15 protein-coding genes are annotated in these 21,944 nt (G+C 71.5%); 11 read left to right on the top strand and 4 right to left on the bottom strand.

All coding sequences use genetic code 11. The features are described 5' to 3' along the window. Window positions 1–109: 109 nt before the first annotated feature. From ABIA32_RS30670 to gabT, 3 genes are all read right to left on the bottom strand, one after another. Window positions 110–715, bottom strand: coding sequence for a phosphatase PAP2 family protein (locus ABIA32_RS30670; protein ID WP_370102612.1), 606 nt, complete (start codon window positions 713–715; stop codon window positions 110–112). A gap of 250 nt (window positions 716–965) precedes the next feature. Beyond that, window positions 966–1,553 (bottom strand): C40 family peptidase, encoded by a 588-nt coding sequence (locus ABIA32_RS30675; RefSeq protein WP_370102615.1) that lies wholly within the window; start codon window positions 1,551–1,553, stop codon window positions 966–968. 96 nt (window positions 1,554–1,649) lie between these two features. After that, window positions 1,650–3,005 (bottom strand): 4-aminobutyrate--2-oxoglutarate transaminase, encoded by a 1,356-nt coding sequence (gene gabT, locus ABIA32_RS30680; RefSeq protein ID WP_370102617.1) that lies wholly within the window; start codon window positions 3,003–3,005, stop codon window positions 1,650–1,652. A gap of 320 nt (window positions 3,006–3,325) precedes the next feature. Here gabT and ABIA32_RS30685 point away from each other — a divergent pair, with 320 nt between their 5' ends. The 11 genes from ABIA32_RS30685 to ABIA32_RS30735 all read left to right on the top strand — a co-directional run bounded on the left by ABIA32_RS30685 (window position 3,326) and on the right by ABIA32_RS30735 (window position 21,398). Further along, complete coding sequence (locus tag ABIA32_RS30685; protein WP_370102619.1) at window positions 3,326–5,455, top strand: ATP-binding protein; 2,130 nt, start codon at window positions 3,326–3,328, stop codon at window positions 5,453–5,455. Between the two features lie 145 nt (window positions 5,456–5,600). Then, entirely contained in the window at window positions 5,601–7,166 is a 1,566-nt protein-coding gene (locus tag ABIA32_RS30690) for a PucR family transcriptional regulator (protein ID WP_370102622.1), read from the top strand. Between the two features lie 255 nt (window positions 7,167–7,421). Continuing rightward, window positions 7,422–8,867, top strand: coding sequence for an aldehyde dehydrogenase family protein (locus tag ABIA32_RS30695; RefSeq protein WP_370102705.1), 1,446 nt, complete (start codon window positions 7,422–7,424; stop codon window positions 8,865–8,867). Between the two features lie 95 nt (window positions 8,868–8,962). Beyond that, the gene (locus tag ABIA32_RS30700) at window positions 8,963–10,918 is read left to right on the top strand and encodes an acyl-CoA dehydrogenase family protein (protein ID WP_370102625.1); all 1,956 of its coding nucleotides are present in this window, start codon (window positions 8,963–8,965) and stop codon (window positions 10,916–10,918) included. 212 nt (window positions 10,919–11,130) lie between these two features. Next, window positions 11,131–13,566, top strand: coding sequence for a protease pro-enzyme activation domain-containing protein (locus ABIA32_RS30705; RefSeq protein ID WP_370102628.1), 2,436 nt, complete (start codon window positions 11,131–11,133; stop codon window positions 13,564–13,566). Between the two features lie 188 nt (window positions 13,567–13,754). Then, window positions 13,755–14,990, top strand: coding sequence for a 1-deoxy-D-xylulose-5-phosphate reductoisomerase (gene dxr, locus ABIA32_RS30710; protein ID WP_370102630.1), 1,236 nt, complete (start codon window positions 13,755–13,757; stop codon window positions 14,988–14,990). Between the two features lie 63 nt (window positions 14,991–15,053). Beyond that, complete coding sequence (locus tag ABIA32_RS30715) at window positions 15,054–16,364, top strand: RIP metalloprotease (protein ID WP_370102632.1); 1,311 nt, start codon at window positions 15,054–15,056, stop codon at window positions 16,362–16,364. A 131-nt stretch (window positions 16,365–16,495) separates the two neighbouring features. Then, complete coding sequence (gene ispG, locus ABIA32_RS30720; protein ID WP_370102634.1) at window positions 16,496–17,656, top strand: flavodoxin-dependent (E)-4-hydroxy-3-methylbut-2-enyl-diphosphate synthase; 1,161 nt, start codon at window positions 16,496–16,498, stop codon at window positions 17,654–17,656. A gap of 149 nt (window positions 17,657–17,805) precedes the next feature. Next, window positions 17,806–18,654, top strand: coding sequence for a GNAT family N-acetyltransferase (locus ABIA32_RS30725; protein ID WP_370102707.1), 849 nt, complete (start codon window positions 17,806–17,808; stop codon window positions 18,652–18,654). Between the two features lie 174 nt (window positions 18,655–18,828). Further along, entirely contained in the window at window positions 18,829–20,640 is a 1,812-nt protein-coding gene (locus ABIA32_RS30730) for a hypothetical protein (protein ID WP_370102636.1), read from the top strand. A 161-nt stretch (window positions 20,641–20,801) separates the two neighbouring features. Next, entirely contained in the window at window positions 20,802–21,398 is a 597-nt protein-coding gene (locus ABIA32_RS30735; protein ID WP_370102638.1) for a GNAT family N-acetyltransferase, read from the top strand. Here the strand turns inward: ABIA32_RS30735 and ABIA32_RS30740 are convergent. Then, entirely contained in the window at window positions 21,325–21,915 is a 591-nt protein-coding gene (locus ABIA32_RS30740; RefSeq protein ID WP_370102640.1) for a hypothetical protein, read from the bottom strand. The two genes, ABIA32_RS30735 and ABIA32_RS30740, sit on opposite strands and share 74 nt — an antisense overlap. Between the last annotated feature and the right edge of the window lie 29 nt (window positions 21,916–21,944).

Raw genomic sequence — 21,944 nt, forward strand, 5'->3', positions numbered from 1 at the left:
GGGGGACCCTGTGGGAGAGTAGGACACCGCCGAACAACCTTTCCAGTGAAGCCCCCTGACTATCGGTCAGGGGGCTTCACTGCGTTAAGGACTCAATGCCCGGATCAGGCTATTCACGCTTGAGGATCAAGCGGTTGAGGCACCAGAGAACGATCCCCGTCAGGCAGCCGCTCGCGACCACGTCCCAGAGCCAGTGGTAGTCCCGCCAGATCAGGCAGAAGCCGACGCCTGCGCAGAGAAACGCAGTTGCGGCACAGACTGTCCGGCGGAAGCGCGAGAAGGCCGTCGCGTAGATCAGGGCCGCCGTCCCGAGGCAGATCGAGGCGGTCGCCGTGTGGCCGGAGGGGAACCAGCCCCATGCGCCGGAGGCGACCGGGTCGCCCTGGGGGCCGGGGCGGCCGATGAGGATCTTGCCGGGAATGACGGTTCCGAACAGCGCGATCGCCGCGAGCAGCGCGGCCGCGAGCGGGCGCCAGGAGCGCCGGCGGACGGAAACGAAGACCGCCATGACTGCCAGCACCGAACCGGACCAGCTCGCCAGGCCGAGGTCCGTCCACCACTCGGCCAGGCTGTTCACCCAGGGCCACGGCATGTCCGCCACCCAGCCCTGCACGGTCTCACGGGTCCAGCGGTCCACCGCCAGCAGTGGGCCGTCCGTCAGCACCTGCTCGGTGAGGACCACAAGGACGCCCAGCAGAATCACCGGGAACCACACCGATGTCAGGACAGCATGTAGCCGCCCCGGAGCAGGGGGGAGAGCTCCGGGGCGGCTGATGTGATCGACGTTCCGCTTGGCCCGGGGGGTTTGAGCTCGGCGTGCTGTCGATCGGCTGAGGGGACTCCGCGACGAGTCCGTAGTGGTGTCCTCGGTGATGTCGTGCTTCTCCATCTGCAATGACAGTACGTCACGGCGAGCCCCCTGTAGGTCCGCCTCACCCACCCGCCATCAGGTCCGCACAGCTTCTTCACGCAGCTTCGGCGGGGACGTTGATCCCAGGGACGGGCCTCGTGGCCGCTACAAGTCGCCCGCCCCACTTCGGATCAGCGAAAACGTTGCGCAGCACCGTCACCCGGGTGCCCGTGTGCTCCGCGTGAATCATCGCGCCGCCGCCGAGGTAGAGGCCGACGTGGTGGATCCGGCCACCCGGCTCGGCGAAGAAGAGAAGGTCACCCGGGAGCAGTGCGCGACGGTCCGTGACGGGGTGGCCCAGCTGGGCCTGGCCCGCGCTGTAGTGGGGGAGGATCACCGCCCCGCCGCTCGCCTGGTACCAGGCGTAGCGGACCAGGCCGCTGCAGTCGAAGCCGATCGTGTGGTCGGCCAGGCAGGCGTCGCCCAGATAGCCGTTGGTGCCGTCGCAGAATCCGAGCGTCGGGCCGACGAGGCTGCCACCGCCCCAGGCATAGGGGACACCGAGCTCGGCGAGCGCCGACTGCACGGCCTGGAAACCCCGCAGCCGCTCGAGGGTGTCGGCGGTATCGGCGGCGCGCGCGGGGATGCCTGCCCCCAGGACCAGGGCGAGGACGAGTGGGATCAGCAGTCGGCGGAGCTTCATGCGGGTGATGACTACCCGCTTCGGACCCGTTCCTACAGCAGTGTGCCCCCGTCGGACGTATCCGACGGGGGCACAGCGCGTTGAGCGAGCGAGGGATCAGAGCGCGGCGAACGCGTTCTCGAGGATGTCCAGGCCCTCGGCCAGCAGCTCCTGCGGCATGACCAGCGGCGGCAGGAAGCGCAGCACGTTGCCGTAGGTTCCGGCGGTGAGGACCAGCAGGCCCTCGTTGTGGCAGAACTTGGCGAGTGCGGCGGCGGCCTCGGGGTTGGCGTCCTTGGTGCCCGGCCTGACCAGCTCGACGGCGATCATCGCGCCACGGCCACGGACGTCGCCGATGACCTCGAACTTCTCCTGGAACGCGCGCAGGCGGGCCAGCATGGTCTCGCCGATGGCCTGGGCCTTGGCGTTGAGGTCGAGCGTCTTCATGGTCTCGATCGAGCCCAGCGCGGCGGCGCAGGCGACCGGGTTGCCGCCGTAGGTGCCACCGAGGCCACCCGCGTGGGCGGCGTCCATGATCTCGGCGCGGCCGGTGACGGCGGCGAGCGGCAGGCCGCCCGCGATGCCCTTGGCGGTCGTGATCAGGTCCGGGACGATGCCCTCGTCGTCACAGGCGAACCACTGGCCGGTGCGGCAGAAGCCGGTCTGGATCTCGTCGGCGACGAAGACGATGCCGTTCGCCTTGGCGAACTCGACGATCGCGGGCATGAAGCCCTTGGCCGGCTCGATGAAGCCGCCCTCGCCCTGGATGGGCTCGATCACGATGGCGGCGACGTTCTCCGCGCCGATCTGCTTGGTGATGATCTCGATGGCCTGGGCCGCGGCCTCGGCGGCGCAGTTCTCCGGGCCGGTCAGCCAGCGGTAGGGGTAGGCCAGCGGAACGCGGTGGACCTCGGGCGCGAACGGGCCGAAGCCCTGCTTGTAGGGCATGTTCTTCGCGGTCATGCCCATGGTCAGGTTGGTGCGGCCGTGGTAGCCGTGGTCGAAGACGACGACGGCGGTGCGCTTGGTGTAGGCACGCGCGATCTTGACGGCGTTCTCGACGGCCTCGGCGCCGGAGTTGAAGAGCGCGGTGCGCTTCTCGTGGTCACCCGGGGTCAGCTCGTTGAGCTGCTCGGCGACGGCGACGTAGCCCTCGTACGGCGTGACCATGAAACAGGTGTGCGTGAAGGCGGCGAGCTGCGCGGCCGCGCGCTCGACGACCAGCTCGGCCGCGTTGCCGACGTTGGTTACGGCGATGCCGGAGCCGAAGTCGATCAGCGAGTTGCCGTCGACGTCCTCGACGACGCCGCCACCCGCGCGGGTGATGTACACCGGCAGGGTGGTACCGACACCGGCGGCCACCGCGGCGAGCTTGCGTGCGTGCAGCTCCTGCGACTTCGGCCCGGGGATCGCGGTGACGAGGCGGCGCTCCTGCGGAAGCGAAGGGCCGCCGGGAAGCTGAGCAGCGCTCATGAGGTGGTCTCCCATGCGTGTGTGGTCGGCGAGGGGATCGTCCCCTTTCAGCAGGCTACGGCGGGGAGGTGGCTCCGGCATACGCCGAAGGGGAGTGATCGGGGGGCGGAATTGTCCGGCGCGGATACTGATCATGACACGCGCGCTTCCCCACGAGGGAGTGGTCCGCTCCACTAGATTGAGAGCCAAGACCGACTGGCAGATGGGGGGCGGAGGAAGGTGCGGGGCGCGGGAGCAATCGCGCCGCGACGCCGCCCTCCATCTGCCGGTCGGTCTCAGACGGCGGTGCTTGTGTGCGGGCGCAAGGGAGCGGGACTGTGATGTCACTCGACGGGCACACGGCGGTTCCTCCGGGGTCGGCGCCAGGGCAGTTGCCAGGCCAGGCGCAGCCGCCGTTCGCCGGGACCATCCCTCCGCAGCAGGGGTCCGGCTTCGACCTGGTCGGCTGGGTCACCGCGCGGCGCCACCGCGAACCGGCTGCCGTCTTCGGACTGGGCCCGGAACCTCAGTCGACCGACGAGAAGACCCTCGCCGAGGACCGGATTCCCGGCTGGAAGCTGCTGTTGCGCGCGGGGTTGAACGCGCTGGTGGCCTGGGAGCTTTTCATCTACCTCGTCCCGCCCATCGGTTGGCTGTTCGGCGCGGTGTTCCCCGGGTTCATTGCAGCCGCGAATCGGCAGGACGCGTGGGCGATCGCCCTCGCAAACATCCTCTACCTCCTGCTCGCGCTCGTGCTGATCTGGATCTTCGGGCGCATGGGGCGGTGGCGTGCGGTCGGGCGACGCTATGTGCTGCCTGCGGCGCGCAGTCTGTTCGCGATGGCGCGCACCGCGCACGCCGCCCGCACGGCCGGGCCGAGCGTCAGTGCGGAGGAGCCGGCCGATGTGTGGGCGGCGATGCGGGCCGTCTCTCACCCCGGCACGCTCGCCGTGCTCGACGCCGAGACCGCGCAGCGGCGGGTGAGCGATGTCGACCATCAGCGACTGTTGTGGGCGCTCGACATCGTGCGGCACGACATGGACCGGCTCGGGGCGCTGCTCGGCGCCGTGCGCGAGCACGGTGCCGCGGCCTGCGCGCATCCCTCCGGTGCGCGTGATCTGCCGGGCCGGGGCCCGGCGCACGATCTGCTGCTGCGTCAGGTGCGCCTCGGGGCCGTCGAGGACGTGCCGAAGAACCCGGCCGACTACCGAGGTGCGGAGTTCGCCCTCGATCCCGCATTGCTCGGCACCGCGCTCCTCGCCGTGGGGCCGCCCGGCAGTGGCAAGACGTCGCGGCTCAGTCGGCCGGTCGCCGAGGCGTTGTGCCTGCAGGCGCTGACGGGTACCACGGTCGTCACCGTGATCGGCGCAGCTGACGCCGATCTGGGTCCCGCCTCCTGGTACGACGTCGTGGTCGCCCCGGGCGATCCGAGCTCCGCATACGGACTCGACCTCTTCGGCGGGGCGCGCCAGCTCGACGAGGCCGCGGCGCGGCTGGCCGACGCCCTGCTGCCGGACGAACTCGCGCTGCGCGCCGACAGCGCGCGGCTGGCGCTGCAACAGATCGTCGGACCCTTCCAAGCCGCGCACGGGCGGCCGCCCGGCGTGCGGGAGCTGGTCCTGCTGCTGCGCGGCGACGAGCAGGCCTGGTACGGGCTGCTCAAGGCGGTGCGCGAGAGCGGCTCGCTCGACCGGCACCAGCACGAGCTGGCCCAGCGCGAGCGGATGCACGGGCACGCGGACGACCCGGGGGCCCTGCTCGCCGACCGGCTGGCCCTGCTCGACCGGCCGGTCTTCGCGCGCTGCTTCAACGCGTCCGCCGGCGACGCCGAGCCGCTGCCGCTCTTTGCCCTGCGGGCACTGGACCACCCGCTGCGGGTGCGTATCGCCCTGCCGGACCACAGCTATCCGGAGGCCGCGCGGATCCTGGCCCGGTTGGCGGTGGGCCAGTTCCTGCACGCGGCCGCGAGCCGCAGGGATCGCTCCCTCTTCGCCGGGCTGGTCGTCGACGACGCGTCAGCGGCGGTCGACAGCCACACCGTCCGCGCGCTCCAGCGGCTGCGCGCGGCCAACGCCGGCGCGGTCCTCGGCCTGCGCACGCTCGTCGATCTGCCGGAGCAACTGCGCACGCCGCTGTTCGGGGCCGTCGGCGGGCGGATGGCCTTCCCCGGGATCGCACCCTGGGACGGCAAGCTCTTCGAGGACGCCTGGGGCACCGTCTGGGTGGACGAGCGGGATGTGACGCGCGCGCTCGACACGTCCGGCGGACTGCTGCGGCGCGGGTTCCGGGGCGTGCGCGCGCTGCTGGAAGGCGAGCGGGCGCAGACGGAGAGCGTGACGACGCGGCGGGTGGAGCGCCGCCGCTGGTCGGCCTCGGACCTCGCCCAGGTGCTGCCGCACGGGCACGCCGTCGTCTCGCTGACCTCGGTGGACGGCACGCAGGTCCCGCCCTTGATGATCCGACTGCAGTGACCGCGAGCGAGAAATCGGTCTGACGCGCGAGTAGGTACGCCGCTGAGGCAGAATCGACGGAGAGGGCTTGGACGTGTCGTCCAACCCTGCCCGACCGGCGTGCCGCAACGACGCGGTTCGCCGCCCTGCGCCCGCCGAAGGTGTCATGTCTCAAGAGAAGCCGCCGCCCCTCGAGGACGAGGTGCGGCACAGCAGCGTCACGGTCGCCGCGCTGGTGGCGATGCCGGGCCTGGGTCTGGTGGTCCGGGCCGGCGAAGCGTCGCTCGACCGGCCCGTGCGTTGGGTGCACACCAGCGAGCTGGACGACCCCGTCCCCTATCTGGAGGGCGGCGAGCTGCTGCTCACCACCGGGCTCAAGCTCGGCAAGGGCAAGGAGAAGCTGCGCCAGTACGTCCACCGGCTGGCGGACGCGGGCGTGGCCGGCCTCGGGATCGGTGTTGGGCTGACCTATGACGAAGTGCCCGCCACGCTCGTGGAGGCGGCGTCGGAACGTGGGCTGCCGCTGTTGGAGGTGCCGCAGCCGACTCCGTTCATCGCGATCAGCAAGGCGGTCACTGCCGCGCTCGCGGCGGAGCAGTACAAGGCGGTCTCCACCAGCTTCGAGGCGCAGGAGGAGCTGACCCGCGCCGCGCTCGGCAAGGACGGCACCACGGCTGTCGTCGCGAAGCTGGCCGCGCGGCTCGGCGGCTGGGCCGCGCTCTACGACGCGTCGGGCACAGTCGTCGTCGCGGCGCCGGACTGGGCCGCGCGACGGGCCGGACGGCTGCGTCCCGAGGTCGAGCGGCTGCGCAGTCGGCCCGCGCCCGCGAGCATGGCGCTCCAGGGGGACACCCAGGACACGCAGGACTACGTCGTGCTGCAGTCGCTGGGCGCGGACCGGCGCGCCCGTGGCTTCCTCGCCGTGGGCACCGAGGACCGGCTGACCTCGGGGGAGCGTTACGTCGTCAACGCGGCGGTCGCGCTGCTGACGCTGACCCTGGAGCGGTCGCGCGACCTGCGCAGCGCGGAGGACCGGATGCGGACGGCGCTGCTGCGGCTGGTGCTGGCCGGCGAGACCGTGATCGCCAAGGAGGTGGCCGGGGCGCTGCTGGGTGGCCTCCCGCAGGGCACCGTCCGGGTCCTGATCGCCGAGGGTGACGGACTGGCCGAGCTCGGCGACCGCGCGGAGCAGGCCGCCGCGCGGACCGGCGAGGCGCTGTTGCTGGCGCCGGAGGGCGAGCGGCTGGTGCTGGTCGCCGTGGACGGCGGGATGGTGCACCAGGTCTGCACGGACCTCGCGGCGGATCTGGACACGGTCGCGGTGGGCGTCTCCGCGCCGACCACGCTGGAGGCGGCGGGCCCGGCGGCGGCGGAGGCGGAGCGCGCGCTGGCCGTCGCGCTGCGGAGCGGGCGACGGAGCGTGGACCACGCGGAGGTGGGCGCGGGTTCGCTCCTTCCCCTGCTCGGGGACGAGGCGGTGCAGGCCTTCGCCGAGGGCCTGCTGCGGCCGCTCCGGGAGCACGACCGCACGTCGCGCGGCGACCTGGAGGCGAGCCTGCGGGCGTGGCTCTCCCGCCACGGCCAGTGGGACGCGGCGGCGGCGGATCTCGGCGTGCACCGGCATACGCTGCGCTATCGGATGCGGCGGGTGGAGGAGCTGTTGGGGCGGTCGCTGGACGATACGGACGTTCGGATGGAGCTCTGGATGGCGCTCCGCGCTTCAGGCGAGTGACTTGGGCCAGTTGCAATCACCCAGGGGCGCGAGGAACTGCGCGAGAATCCACTCGGTGCGGATGGCCCTGCGCGTTCGGCGGCTCACCTCGCAGGGTGGCTTGTCGCGCAGTTCCCCGCGCCCCTGAAGTGGCCGCTGTGGCGCATTCGGCTGACCCAAGTCATACGGTCCGGACAAGCTTCATCGATGCCCGTTCGGCCTACCGTTGAACCCGTAGAGACCTCTGAAATCCGACGGAAAGGGCCGGTGACCGCGGTGACCACCACCTACGCATTCTGGCTGGCGGGACGGCAGGAGACCGGTCCCGAGACCCTCGACGTGCACCACCCGTACGACGGCAGTGTCGTCGCGAAGGTGAGTGTCGCCAGTGACGCGCAGGTGGAGGAGGCGGTCGCCGCCGCGTACGCGGTGAAGGACGAGTTCGCCGCCACGCCCGCGCACGTGCGCGCCGCCGCTCTCGACCACGTCTCCAAGCGGCTCGCCGAGCGCACGGAGGAGATCGCGCAGCTGATCACCGCCGAGAACGGCAAGCCGATCAAGTGGGCCCGTGGCGAGGTCGCCCGCGCGGTCAGCGTTTTCCGGTGGGCCGCCGAGGAGGCGCGTCGGTTCAACAGCGGTGAGGGCCAGCGGCTCGACACCGACGCCGGCGGCACCGGGCGCCTCGCGCTGGTGCGTCGATTCAACCGCGGTGTCGTGCTCGGTATCGCGCCGTTCAACTTCCCGCTGAACCTGGTCGCGCACAAGGTCGCCCCCGCGATCGCCGTCGGCGCGCCGATCATCCTCAAGCCGGCCCCGGCCACCCCGATCTCCGCGCTGATCCTGGGCGAGATCCTGGCCGAGACCGAGCTGCCGGCCGGCTCCTGGAGCGTGCTGACCGTCCCCAACGACCGGATGCCCGCCCTGGTGCAGGACCCGCGTCTGCCTGTCATCTCCTTCACCGGCTCCGACAAGGTCGGCTACGCGATCCTCGACTCGGTGCCGCGCAAGCACGTCACCCTGGAGCTGGGCGGCAACGCCGCGGCCGTCGTGCTCGCCGACTGGTCCTCCGAGGCGGACCTGGAGTGGGCCGCGGGCCGCATCGCGACCTTCGCCAACTACCAGGGCGGCCAGTCTTGCATCTCCGTGCAGCGCGTGATCGCCGACGCGTCGGTCTACGACCGCCTCGTCGAGAAGGTCGTCGCCAAGGTCGGCGCGCAGGTCACCGGTGACCCGGTCGACGACGCCGTCGACGTCGGCCCGCTGGTCAGCGAGGACGCCGCCAAGCGCGTCGAGTCCTGGGTGGACGAGGCCGTGAACGCGGGCGCCCAGCTGCTCGCCGGTGGCAAGCGGGACGGCGCCAGCTACGCGCCGACCGTGCTGGCCTCCGTGCCGGACGGCGTGACGTTGGCGACCGAGGAGGTCTTCGGCCCGGTCCTGTCGCTGCAGAAGGTCAACGGCGCGGACGAGGCTTTCGCCGCCGTCAACGACTCGAAGTTCGGGCTGCAGGCGGGTGTCTTCACGCACGACGTGCAGCTCGCCTTCCGCGCCCACCGCGAGTTGGAGGTCGGTGGCGTGATCGTCGGCGACGCGCCGTCCTACCGCGCCGACCAGATGCCGTACGGCGGGGTCAAGGACTCCGGCGTCGGCCGCGAGGGCGTCATCTACGCGATGACCGACTACACCTACGAGCGCGTGCTGGTGCTGACCGGGCTGGCGCTCTGACGGAGCACATTCGCGTCTCACCCCTGGTGACCTTGGGGGCACGCAGCGTACGGTCGGGGCATACTGGCAGGTAACCCACCGTGAGGTGATGCCCCATGTCCGGCTCCGCCCCTCAGGCTGCCCCCAAGGTCACCGAGCGCGAGGCTCGTCGTGTCGCGGAAGAGGCCCGGGAACAGGACTGGCGAAAGCCCAGCTTCGCCAAGGAACTGTTCCTGGGCCGCTTCCGTCTGGACCTGATCCACCCGCATCCGCTGCCCGACGCCGCCGCGGAGCAGGAGGGCGCGGAGTTCCTGGCCCGACTGCGCGAGTTCTGCGAGAAGAAGATCGACGGCGCGGTGATCGAGCGCGACGCGCAGATCCCCGACGAGGTGGTCAAGGGTCTTCAGGAACTCGGCGTCTTCGGTATGAAGATCGACCGGGAGTACGGCGGCCTCGGCCTCACCCAGGTGCACTACAACCGCGCGCTCGCGCTGATCGGCAGCGTGAGCCCGGCGATCTCGGCGCTGGTCTCGGCGCATCAGTCGATCGGAGTACCGCAGCCGCTCAAGCTCTTCGGGACACCCGAGCAGAAGCGCGCCTTCCTGCCGCGCTGCGCGACCACCTCGATCACCGCCTTCCTGCTCACCGAGCCGGACGTCGGCAGCGACCCCGCCCGGCTGGCGACGACGGCCACGCCCAGCGAGGACGGGAGCGAGTACGTCCTCGACGGCGTGAAGCTCTGGACGACCAACGGCGTGGTGGCGGACCTGCTGGTGGTGATGGCGCGGGTGCCGAAGTCGGAGGGCCGCCGCGGCGGGATCACCGCCTTCGTGGTGGAGGCGACCTCGCCCGGTGTGACCGTGGAGAACCGCAACGCCTTCATGGGCCTGCGCGGGATCGAGAACGGCGTGACCCGCTTCGACGGCGTCCGCGTCCCGGCGGAGAACCGGATCGGGCGCGAGGGGGAGGGCCTCAAGATCGCGCTCACCACGCTGAACACCGGCCGGCTCTCGCTGCCGGCGATGTGCGTGGGCGCGGGGAAGTGGTGCCTGAAGATCGCACGCGAGTGGTCGGCGGCACGGGAGCAGTGGGGCAAACCGATCGCCGCGCACGAGGCGGTCGCGGCGAAGATCTCCTTCATCGCGGCGACGACCTTCGCGCTGGAGGCGGTGCTGGAGCTCTCCGGCCAGATGGCCGACGAGGAGCGCAACGACATCCGGATCGAGGCGGCGCTCGCCAAGCTCTACGGCTCCGAGATGGGCTGGCTGATGGCCGACGAACTGGTGCAGATCCGCGGCGGACGCGGCTTCGAGACGGCGGCCTCGCTCGCCGCGCGCGGGGAGCGGGCGGTCCCGGCCGAGCAGGTGCTGCGCGACATGCGGATCAACCGGATCTTCGAGGGCTCGACCGAGATCATGCATCTGCTGATCGCCCGCGAGGCGGTGGACGCGCACCTCAAGGTGGCCGGTGACCTGATCGAGCCGGACGCGGACCTGCGACGAAAGGGCAGGGCGGCGGCCAAGGCCGGTGCGTTCTACGCCGGTTGGCTGCCGAGGCTGGTCACGGGGCCGGGGCAGGTGCCGACCGCGTACCGGGAGTTCCACCCGGCCGGCTGCCGTGACCTCTCCGGGCATCTGCGCTATGTCGAGCGCAGCGCAAGGAAGTTGGCCCGGTCCACCTTCTACGCCATGTCGCGCTGGCAGGGCCGGATGGAGACCAAGCAGGGCTTCCTCGCGCGGATCGTGGACATCGGCGCGGAGTTGTTCGCGATGAGCGCGGCCTGCGTCCGGGCCGAGATGCTGCGGACCAGGGAGGGCGCGCAGGCGGGGCAGGGGGCGTACGAGCTGGCGGATGTCTTCTGCAAGCAGGCGCGGATTCGGACGGAGGAGCTGTTCGACCGGCTCTGGACGAATACCGATCACGACGATCGAACGATCAGCAAGGGCGTGCTGGACGGTCGCTACACCTGGCTGGAGGAGGGCGTGTTGGACCCGTCCGGGGAGGGTCCGTGGATCGCCGACGCGACGCCGGGACCGGCGAAGCGACCGAACGTTCACCGCCCGATCGACTGACTCGGACGTGCACCGGGAGGCCGGGCCGTTCGGCGCGTCGCGCCCGGACGGCCACAACGGCTGAGCCGATCCGTCGTTGGACACCTGACGCCCGCTCACCGATACGATGCGCACGGGCGTGCGAAGGAGAAGGATCACCGGGGGCTCGCGCGCCGAGGACCACCGCACGGACGGCGCTCCCGGTGTTTCCCATCGACGAGGACAGGTCCAGCGTGAGTTACCCGCCGTACGGGCAGAACCCGCAGCAGCCGCCGCGTGGCTACCCGCCGCAGAACCCCTACGGCGATCAGCCGCAGCCGTACCCGCAGCAGCCGCCGCGCCCCGCGCAGGGATACCCGCCGCAGCAGCCTCCGCAGCAGCCGCCTCGGCCGCAGTACCCGCAGCAGCCGTATCCGCAACAGCCTCCGCGGCCGCAGCCGCCGTACGGCGCGCCGCCGCGTCCGCCGCAGGGGTACCCGCCGCAGCAGCCGCCGCAGCCGCCCTACGGCGCGCCGCCGCGCCCGCCTCAGGGCTACCCGCCGCAGCAGCCGCCCCGTCCCCCGCAGCAGCCGCCCTACGGCGGCGGTCCGGGTGGTCCGGGCGGTCCCGGCGGTCCGGGCGGGCCGTCCGGTCCCGGAGGGCCTGCGGGGCCGACCGGTCCTGGTGGGTCCGGGCGGCCGCCGCGTCGGCGGCGTGGGCTGGTCGTCGGCGGTGCCCTCGTCGCGCTCGCCGTCACTGTCACCGCGGTCGTCGTCGCCAACCACGGACCCGGCGGAAAGCCCGTCAGCGGAGGCAACAGCAGCAGTAACGACGGCACCATGGCCTTCCAGGGCTCGACCTCGTGGTCCCCGCCCGCCTGGGCCGTGCCGGCCAACGACATCGGCTCGGCCAACTCCAGGACGGTCGTCACCGGCCAGGTCTGGTTCGCCAAGGCCAGGCCGCAGAACCTGGAGCAGTACGCGACCTCCGTCGGCACGCCCGGCGACCCGAACTACCACAAGTTCCTCTCGGCGGACGCGTTCGGGACGACCTTCTCGACCGGTCAGGGCGCGGGTGCCGCCGTCACGGCCTGGGTCCAGCAGTCAGGGATGAAGATCCTGAGCCAGGACCCGCAGTCGATCACCGTCTCCACCACGATCGGCAAGGTCGAGGAGACGCTCAAGGTCCAGATCCACCGGTACCGGCACGCGGGCCGCGTCGACATCGCGCCGACCTCGCAGCCGCAGTACCCCTCCAACGTCGGCGACTACGTGTCGGCCGTCTCCGGTCTCACCACCTCCAGCCCGGTCACCAAGCCGCACCTGCTGCGGAGCGGCAATCCCAACTGCAGCAGCTACTACGGCCAGCGCCCCTCCGGCCTGCCCGCCGGGCCGACCGGCGTGCCGCAGCAGATGCTGTGCGGCTACACCGCGAAGCAGTTGCGCACCGCCTACGGCGCCGAGGCCAGCGGGATGACCGGACAGGGCGTCACCATCGCCGTCGTCGACGCCTACGCCTCCCCGACCATCGAGGCCGACGTCAACCGCTGGTCGCAGTCGATGGGCCTGCCGGCCCTGAGGTCCGGTCAGCTGGTGCAGGACGTGCCGAAGTCCTACGACCCCGCGCGCTCCACAGCCGCCGACGCGAGCGGCTGGTGGGGCGAGGAGACGCTGGACATCGAGGCCGTGCACGCGATCGCCCCCGAGGCGAAGATCGTCTACTACGGCGTGCAGTCACCGGACGACGCGGACTTCTTCCGGGCCTTCCAGAAGATCGTCTCCACGCACAGCGCCGACATCGTCTCCAACTCCTGGGGCGGCACCGAGGCCTCGACGGACTCCGCCGACTTCCAGGCCGGTCAGCAGATCTTCCAGCAGGGCGCGGTGGAGGGGATCAACTTCAACTTCTCGACGGGCGACCAGGGCGATTACACGCTCAGCAAGCAGCCGCACTCCGACACCCCGGCGGCCAGCTACCCGTCCTCCGACCCCTGGGTGACCGGCGTGGGCGGGACCACGCTGGGCCTGGACGCGTCCGGTCACTACCTGTGGGAGACGGGCTGGGGCACCATGGTCTACCCGTCCAGCGGCAGCGGCTGGTCCAGTCAGGGCGCCTTCGACGCCGGGGGCGGCGGCGGCACCAGCGCGGTCTTCCCCCAGCCGTTCTACCAGTCGTCCGTGGTGCCGGGCTCGCTCTCGTCGGCGGCCGGCAAGACGCAGCGCGTGCTCCCCGACGTGGCGATGGAGGCGGACAGCCTCACCGGCCTGGTCGTCGGGCAGACCGTGGGCAGCGCGGTGTCCCGGCCGACGGCCGACGGCGGGGTGACCTTCGCGATGAGCGGCGGCAAGTACGAGGAGATGCCGGTCGGCGGCACCAGCCTGGCCTGCCCGCTGTTCAGCGCGACCGAGGCGCTGGCCGTCCAGGCGAGCGGCACGCCTCTCGGCTTCGCCAACCCGGCGCTCTACAAGCAGTACAACACCGGCTCCTTCCACGACGTGGTCCCTGGCGCGGGCGCCCTCGGCCACGAGCCGAGCTTCGGCGCGGCGGACCAGCAGGGCAACCCGCTGTTGCTGCTGGAGAACAAGGACAGCAGTCTGACGACCGCGAAGGGCTACGACAACGTCACCGGGATAGGGAGCCCGGCCGACGGCTTCATCACCTGGTTCAAGGACCACCCGACGGGCCAGTAGCTCCGCAGTGAGGGTCCGTTGCACCTTCAGGGGCGCGGGGCTCTGCTCGATGAACTGCGGGCGCGAACAACCACCCTGTGCGGATGGCCCTGCTCGCTCGGCGACCCACCACCTCAGTGGCTTGTCGCGCAGTTCCTCGCGCCCCTGGATGGTGCAACTGTCGGTGGGGTGGAGGGCAGAATGGCCGTATGACACTTCTTGCCGACCCGCACCTGCGCTTCGAGCCTGTCGTCACCGCCGATCCGGACGGTCCGAGGGAGCTGGTCATCCTCGGATCCACCGGGTCCATCGGGACCCAGGCGATCGACGTGGTGCTGCGCAACCCCGACCGCTTCCGGGTGGTGGGGCTCTCCGCCGCCGGCGGGCGAGTCGGGTTGCTGGCCGAGCAGGCGCTTCAGCTCGGTGTCGACGTCGTCGCCATCGCCCAGCCGGAGGCGGCCGCGCCGCTGCGGGAGGCGCTCGCCGCCGCCGCGCCGGCAGGCGCCGCGCTGCCGGAGATCCTGGTCGGCCCCGACGCGGCCACACAGCTCGCGGGCATGGAGTGCCACTCCGTGCTGAACGGGATCACCGGCTCCATCGGCCTGGCCCCGACGCTGGCCGCGCTGCGCGCCGGGCGAGTGCTGGTGCTGGCGAACAAGGAGTCGCTGATCGTCGGAGGCCCGCTGGTCAAGGCCTTGGCCAAGCCCGGCCAGATCGTCCCCGTCGACTCCGAGCACACCGCCCTCTTCCAGGCGCTGATGGCGGGTACCCGCAAGGAGGTCCGCAAGCTCGTCGTCACCGCCAGCGGCGGGCCTTTCCGTGGCTGGAGCCGGGAGAAGCTGGCCGGGGTCACCAAGGAGCAGGCGCTGGCCCACCCGAACTGGGCGATGGGCCCGGTCATCACGATCAACTCGGCCACCCTGGTCAACAAGGGCCTGGAGGTGATCGAGGCGCACCTGCTCTACGACATCCCGTTCGAGCAGATCGAGGTCGTGGTCCATCCGCAGTCCGTCGTCCACTCGATGGTGGAGTTCGCCGACGGTTCCACGATGGCCCAGGCCAGCCCCCCGGACATGAGGATGCCGATCTCGCTCGGCATCGGCTGGCCGGACCGGGTGCCGGACGCCGCGCCCGGCTGCGACTGGACCAAGGCGGCCAGCTGGGAGTTCTTCCCGCTCGACACCGAAGCCTTCCCCTCGGTCGGTCTGGCCCGCGAGGTCGGCTCGCTCGGCGGTACCGCGCCGGCCGTCTTCAACGCCGCGAACGAGGAGTGCGTGGAGGCGTTTCTGCAGGGCAGGCTGGCCTTCACAGGGATCGTGGATACGGTGGCCAAGGTCGTCGCCGAACATGGCACGCCCGCGCGGGGAACCTCGCTCACCCTCGAGGACGTCCTGGCAGCGGAGAGCTGGGCCCGCTCGCGGGCGCGGGCGATCGCGGCCGGGTGACGGCATGATGTACGGCGCGGCCGCAGCAGCGGTCCGAGCGGCAGCAGAGGGAGCAGCGCACCGATGACGACACTGATGACGATCCTGGGCATCGTGGTCTTCGTGCTCGGCCTGCTCTTCTCCATCGCCTGGCACGAGCTGGGCCACCTCACCTGGGCCAAGGTCTTCAAGGTGCGGGTGCCGCAGTACATGGTCGGCTTCGGGCCGACCATCTGGTCGCGCAAGAAGGGCGAGACCGAGTACGGCGTCAAAGCGATCCCGCTCGGCGGCTACATCCGCATGATCGGAATGTTCCCGCCCGGCGCGGACGGCAAGGTCACCGCCCGCTCCACCTCGCCCTGGCGCAGCATGATCGAGGACGCCCGCGAGCAGTCCTTCGAGGACCTGCAGCCCGGGGACGAGAGCCGTCTGTTCTACACGCGCAAGCCGTGGCAGCGGATCATCATCATGTTCTTCGGCCCGTTCATGAACCTGATCCTGGCCTTCGTGCTCTTCCTGGTCGTGCTGATGGGCTTCGGCGCGCCGCAGGCGCAGCCGACGATCTCGGCCGTCTCCAAGTGCGTGGTCGCCAGCAACTCCACCACCGCGCAGAGCGGCACCTGTGGCACGAACGACCCGCCGACCCCGGCGGCGAAGGCCGGCCTCAAGGCGGGCGACACGATCACCTCGTTCAACGGCGTCGCGATCAGCAGCTACGACCAGTTGCAGAACGAGATCCGCAAGCACCCGAACGATCACGTGACGCTCGGCATCACGCGAAACGGTCAGTCGCTCACCCAGTCGGTCACGCTGACCACCAACACGCTCTACGCGATCGACTCCAACGGCAACCCGACCGATCAGACGGTCAAGGCCGGCTTCCTCGGCATCCAGCCGATCACGCCCACCGTCCAGCTCGGCCTCGGGCAGAGCCTGGACAAGATGGGCAGTATGGCCAAGCAGGGCGTCTCCTCGATCCTGGCGCTGCCGTCCAAGATCCCGGCGCTCTGGGGTGCGGCCTTCGAGGGCAAGAAGCGCACGCTCGACTCGCCCGTCGGCGTCGTCGGCGTGGCCAGGGTCGGCGGCGACGTGCTCGCCATGCACGCTCCCGCGAGCGCGCGGATCGCGACCATGCTCAACCTGCTGGCCGGGTTGAACCTTTCGCTCTTCCTGCTCAACATGCTGCCGCTGCTCCCGCTCGACGGCGGTCACATCGCCGGTGCGCTCTGGGAGGGCGTGCGCCGCCGCGCGGCCAAGCTGTTCAAGCAGCCGGACCCCGGCCCGTTCGACGTGGCGAAGCTGATGCCCGTCGCCTACGTGGTGGCCGGGATCTTCGTCTGCTTCACCGTGCTGGTGATGGTCGCGGACGTGGTGAACCCGGTCCGCCTCGGCTGAGGCAGTCGCTGAGCAGTCCGCACATGTTGTTCCGGTAACGTTGATCCGGGTGCGCCGACCGATACGCAGCGCACCCGGCTCGCCCGGAGCGACCGGGTGGCCGTCGCCTCACCTTGGGGATTACGCAAGCAATGACCGCGATCTCGCTGGGAATGCCGTCCGTTCCGCTGGAGCCGCTGGCCCCGCGCCGTCAGAGCCGTCAGATCATGGTGGGAAGCGTGCCGGTCGGCGGCGGTGCGCCGATCTCGGTGCAGTCGATGACGACGACCCTCACCTCGGATGTGAACGCGACGCTGCAGCAGATCGCGGAGCTGACCGCGTCGGGCTGTCAGATCGTGCGGGTGGCCTGCCCGTCGCAGGACGACGCGGACGCGTTGCCGATCATCGCGAAGAAGTCGCAGATCCCGGTGATCGCGGACATCCACTTCCAGCCGAAGTACGTCTTCGCGGCGATCGACGCGGGCTGCGCGGCGGTCCGGGTGAACCCGGGCAACATCCGGCAGTTCGACGACCAGGTCAAGGAGATCGCGAAGCGCGCCGGTGACGCCGGGGTCCCGATCCGGATCGGCGTGAACGCGGGCTCGCTCGACAAGCGCCTGCTGGAGAAGTACGGCCGGGCCACCCCCGACGCTCTCGTCGAGTCGGCGCTGTGGGAGTGCTCGCTGTTCGAGGAGCACGGCTTCCGCGACATCAAGATCTCGGTCAAGCACAACGACCCGGTCGTGATGGTGGCCGCGTACCGCAAGCTCGCCGCGGCGTGTGACTACCCGCTGCATTTGGGTGTGACCGAGGCCGGTCCGGCGTTCCAGGGCACGATCAAGTCGGCGGTGGCGTTCGGCGCGCTGCTGGCCGAGGGCATCGGCGACACGATCCGGGTCTCGCTGTCGGCGCCCCCGGCGGAGGAGATCAAGGTCGGCAACCAGATCCTGGAGTCGCTGGGCCTGCGCAAGCGCGGCCTGGAGATCGTCTCCTGCCCGTCCTGCGGGCGCGCCCAGGTGGATGTCTACAAGCTCGCCGAGGAGGTCACCGCCGGGCTCGAGGGCATGGAGGTGCCGCTCCGCGTCGCGGTGATGGGCTGCGTGGTGAACGGTCCGGGCGAGGCGCGTGAGGCGGACCTGGGTGTGGCGTCGGGCAACGGCAAGGGCCAGATCTTCGTGCGGGGCGAGGTCATCAAGACCGTGCCGGAGTCGAAGATCGTCGAGACCCTGATCGAAGAGGCGCTGAAGCTCGCCGAGCAGATGCAGGACGAGGGTGTCGAGAGCGGAGCGCCGACGGTCGCCGTCAGCGAGTAGCGAGTCTGCTGTGATGCTTGTCAGCCTGGGGTTGACGTTGTCGCGTATTTCGGGACAACGTCAACCCCAGGTTGACGTGTTTCCGTGAGTGCTTCGTCCTGGGCCGAGGGGGTCGCCAGGGCGGGATGAGGAGATAGGGTGCCCCCGTGTTGAGCAGTTCGGTGGCGACGACGCGAGTACTCACGCCCGCGGACCTTTCGGCCGCGCTCGAAGTGCTGGACCGTGACCCCGTCGAGAACGCCTTCGTGGCGGCCCGGGTCCATGTCGCGGGCCTCGACGCGTGGCGCCTCGGCGGCGAGATGTGGGGCTGGTTCGACGGCGGCCGGCTGGAGGCGCTCTGCTACGCGGGCGCCAACCTGGTCCCGCTCAGCGCCTCCTCCGCGGCCGTCCGGGCTTTCGCCGAGCGCGCCCGCCGCCAGGGACGGCGCTGCTCCTCCATCGTCGGTCCGGCCGAGGCCACAGCCGAGCTCTGGTCGCTACTCGAACCCCACTGGGGCCCCGCCCGCGAGGTCCGCGCACATCAGCCGCTGATGGCCACCTGGGAGCCGTCCCGTGCGATCGCCGCCGACGCGCGCGTGCGCCGGGTCCGCCGCGATGAGATGGACCTGCTGCTGCCGGCCTGCGTGGCGATGTTCACCGAGGAGGTCGGGGTCTCGCCGCTGGCCGGCGACGGCGGCCTGCTCTACCGGGCCCGGGTCGCCGAACTCGTCACCAACGGACGGGCGTTCGCGCGCTTCGAGGGCGACAGGGTCGTCTTCAAGGCGGAGATCGGTGCGGCGACCGAGCGGGCCTGCCAGATCCAGGGCGTCTGGGTGGCACCGGAGTTCCGTGGTCGCGGCCACTCCGAGAGCGGCATGGCCACCGTCGTCGAGGTCGCGCTGCGCGAGGTCGCGCCGGTCGTCAGCCTCTACGTGAACGACTACAACGCCATCGCGCGCGCGGCGTACCGTCGGGTGGGCTTTACCGAAATCGGCGCGTTCATGAGCGTGCTGTTCTGAACCCAAGCGGGTTGTGAGCGTCGGGTGCGCAGTTGTGGTGCGGGCGTGGCGGGTGTCGTGGTTCCCCGCTCGCACGGCTGCTCGGCGTGCATACACTCGCGCCGTCCTCGCCACGGGTGGCCTGTCCCCACGCTTCCCACGGTCTCCCTGGCGCCCCCGACCTTAGGACGGCGCGTGTTAACCCATCGACGCAAGACCCGCCGCCGGCTCCCACTGCTGGCCGGTGTGCTCACCGGCCTGCTCGGCCTGGTGGCCCTCCTCGGCACCGCCCTCGCTGCCATCACTCCCGGGGCGGCGCCCCTCGCCGCAGCCCCGCCGGCCACCCCCGACGCCGACTGCGCGCTCCTGGTCCCGCCGAATCCGCTGACCGCGACCGGCCTGGCCACCCCCTACCGGCTGACCGCGACCGACCCGGCCAAGGGCCCGTGCCACGAGGCCGATCCGGCACAGTCGGCCTTCGTCCAGGCGACGATCCTGGACCCGGCCACCGGTGCGCTCTCCGTCTACGACCCGCTCGTCGTCGACCGGGGCACCCACCCGGCGCGTACTTCCGCCCGGCCGAAGCTGCCCGCGCGGGCGGTCGTGGCCCTGTGGTTCGGCTTCAACGGGAACAACCTCACGCTGCGCGGGGCGCTTTCGCCCGGTCGCTGCGTCAACGGCTCGGCCGGCTCGCTGTTCGGGCAGTTCGCGTACTGCAACGCCCCGGCGTTCTTCGCGGCTGCGCGAGGTGCGGAGCGGGCGGGACGGCTGAAGGTCCCGCCGCTCGGCGTCGGCCGCGACGGCGCGCCCTGCCCGAGCACCAGGGACTTCGGCCTGGTCGACCAGGACCAGAGCGACAACGTGACCACCGCCTACCTGACCACGGCGAACGGCCGCACGGCGCAGCGGACCGCGCCGAACGAGGCGGCGCTGGGCGGCGGCACGGGCACGATTCTCAACGGCAGCGACAACCTGCTGCTCACCGCCTTCGTCGACCCGGCCCTCGGCTGCACGCCCTGGACCGCGCCGGACCTCGCCGACCCAGGCCACGCGGCGACCTCCCTGGCCCTGGACGAGATCCAGGCGGCGGCGGGCCAACGCCCGCCGGTGGCGCTGGTCCCGCTGACGGACCCGATGGTCCTCGGCCGTGACGGCGCGCCCAGCCACGCCAAGACCGACCTCTACCGCGCGGGCGTCGACCAGCCCGCGCTCGGCCGTGGCCCCGCCCCGGACCACGGCGACGGAGCGGCGTACTGCGCGAACCTCGCCCGCGTGGGCACGGCACGCCTGCGGGCCGACCAGTCGATCTTTGCAGGCGCGGCGTCACCGGTGGACGGACAGAACCTGTTCGACTTCCTGACGGCCAGGCTGAGCGCCTCGCTGACGACCCTGGGCTGCGCGGTGTCGCCTCCGGCGCCCAGCGGCACGGCGACGGGGCCGGGGACGTCGGCCACACCGGCGCCGAGTGGCACGGCGGCGGGGCCGGGGACGTCGGCCACACCGGCGCCGAGTGGCACGGCGGGGGCGGCAGCGGCGGGTTCCTCCGGCGGGTCGTCCCCGTTGAGCGGGCCGGGTGCGCCGGCAACCGTGGCAACGGGAGCCCCGGCTTCACCGCCCGCCGGCACCGCTCCCGCAACGGCGGCGGACACCCTCGGCGCGCCCGCGTCACCAGGCGGAACCGCCCGCACCGGGCCGGGTCTCGTTCCGCCGACGGAGCGTCAGGCCGCAGCGCCCACGCCGACTTCACCCACGCCGACTCCATTCACATCGGCTCCTTCGGTCGTCGCTCCCGCTCTCGCGCCGGTCGGTGACGTCGTTCCGGCGACGGGTCCGACGCTGATCGGAGCGGCGACCGCGCGCGTCACGTCGCCCGCTCCGAGTCCGCCCGTGACGCGCATGCTCGCCGCCACCGGCAGGAGCGTCAGCCTCCCGCCGCTCGCCGGTCTGGCCTGCTCCCTGCTGCTCCTGGCCGGCTCCGTGATCCTGCTGCTCCGCAGCCGCCGCTGAGCCCGCGACGGGAGCAGGTGGGTTGCGCGTTCTCGTCCAACCGCTCGACGTCGTCCGACCGGATGGACAAGGACGCGCGACCCCCCGGACCGCCCGCCGCTGCCGCAGGCGCGAGCAGCGTGGCATGGCTCAGCGTCAGGCGTAGGCGATAGCGTCCGCATATGGACGAAGTCACGATCGAGCCCATCGATCTCGCCATGCACGCGGCAGCCGCGCTCGACGTGCAGGCTGCCGCGTTCGGGCTCACGCCCGACGAGCTCGCGGTGCGGCTGCAGATCGTCGAGCGTCACGCGCAGCTCCCCGGTGTCCGCGCGTTCGGCGCGTTCCGAGCCGGGAGGCTGGTGGGGTTCGGCTACGGCATGCCCAACGACCGTGCCCACTGGTGGAGCTCCGTGATCGAGCCCTACCTCGCCGCCAACGGCAACGAGGGCTGGCTCGACGACGCCTTCTCCGTCACCGAGTTGCACGTCCACCCGCGCTTCCAGGGCATCGGGCTCGGCCGCGCGCTGATCACCACGCTCTGCGGGGCCAGCGCGCTGCCGCGCAGCATCCTGTCCGCTGTCGACAGAGAGACGCCCGCCCGCGCGCTCTACCGCTCGCTCGGCTACCGCGACCTGGCGCGGCGCGTGCTCTTCCCCAACACGCCGCTCCCGTACGCGGTGATGGGCGCGACCCTGCCGCTGCCTACTCCGAATCCGACGCCGAGTCGGAGCCGGCGTCAGGATCAGAGCCGGAGCGGGCCCTTCTCGCCTCCTTGAGCTGTTCCGTCACCATGGACAGCCGGAACAGTGCCAGGACCAGCGCGGCGGCGAGAAAGCTGCCGAGCGGACCGTAGACGATCACGTCGTACTGTCCTCGCATGAACGCTGTCAGCGCGGACAGGGCCGGCACACCGAGCAGCACCAGCAGCGACCATCGTCCCGGCACCACCAGTGCGCCCGCCGCCGCAAGCAGCGGGAAGAGCAGGAACGCGTGCGGCAGCGCTCCGGCCAGCCCGCTCGTCACCGGTACCAGCAGGGCGGCCAGCACCATCGGCAGGCGCGTGTGGTGCAGGCGCGGACGCAGCGCCGTGACCACCGTGCCGCAGTAGAGGACCACGAAGACCGCGAGCGCCAGCAGCGCCAGCGAAGGCCGCGGGTATTCACCGTGCAGCACGTCGGAGGAGAGCGGGACGAGTGTCAGCAGGACCCAGGGCAGCATCAGGTACGGGCTGAAGCGGGGGGCCCGAGCGATCTCGTCGTCGGTCAGGCGTCGGCGGCGTGGCGGTTCTGCCACAGGTTCATCACTCCGGGCGTCGGGACTGG

Source organism: Streptacidiphilus sp. MAP12-20 (assembly GCF_041262525.1).
Classification (GTDB): domain Bacteria; phylum Actinomycetota; class Actinomycetes; order Streptomycetales; family Streptomycetaceae; genus Streptacidiphilus.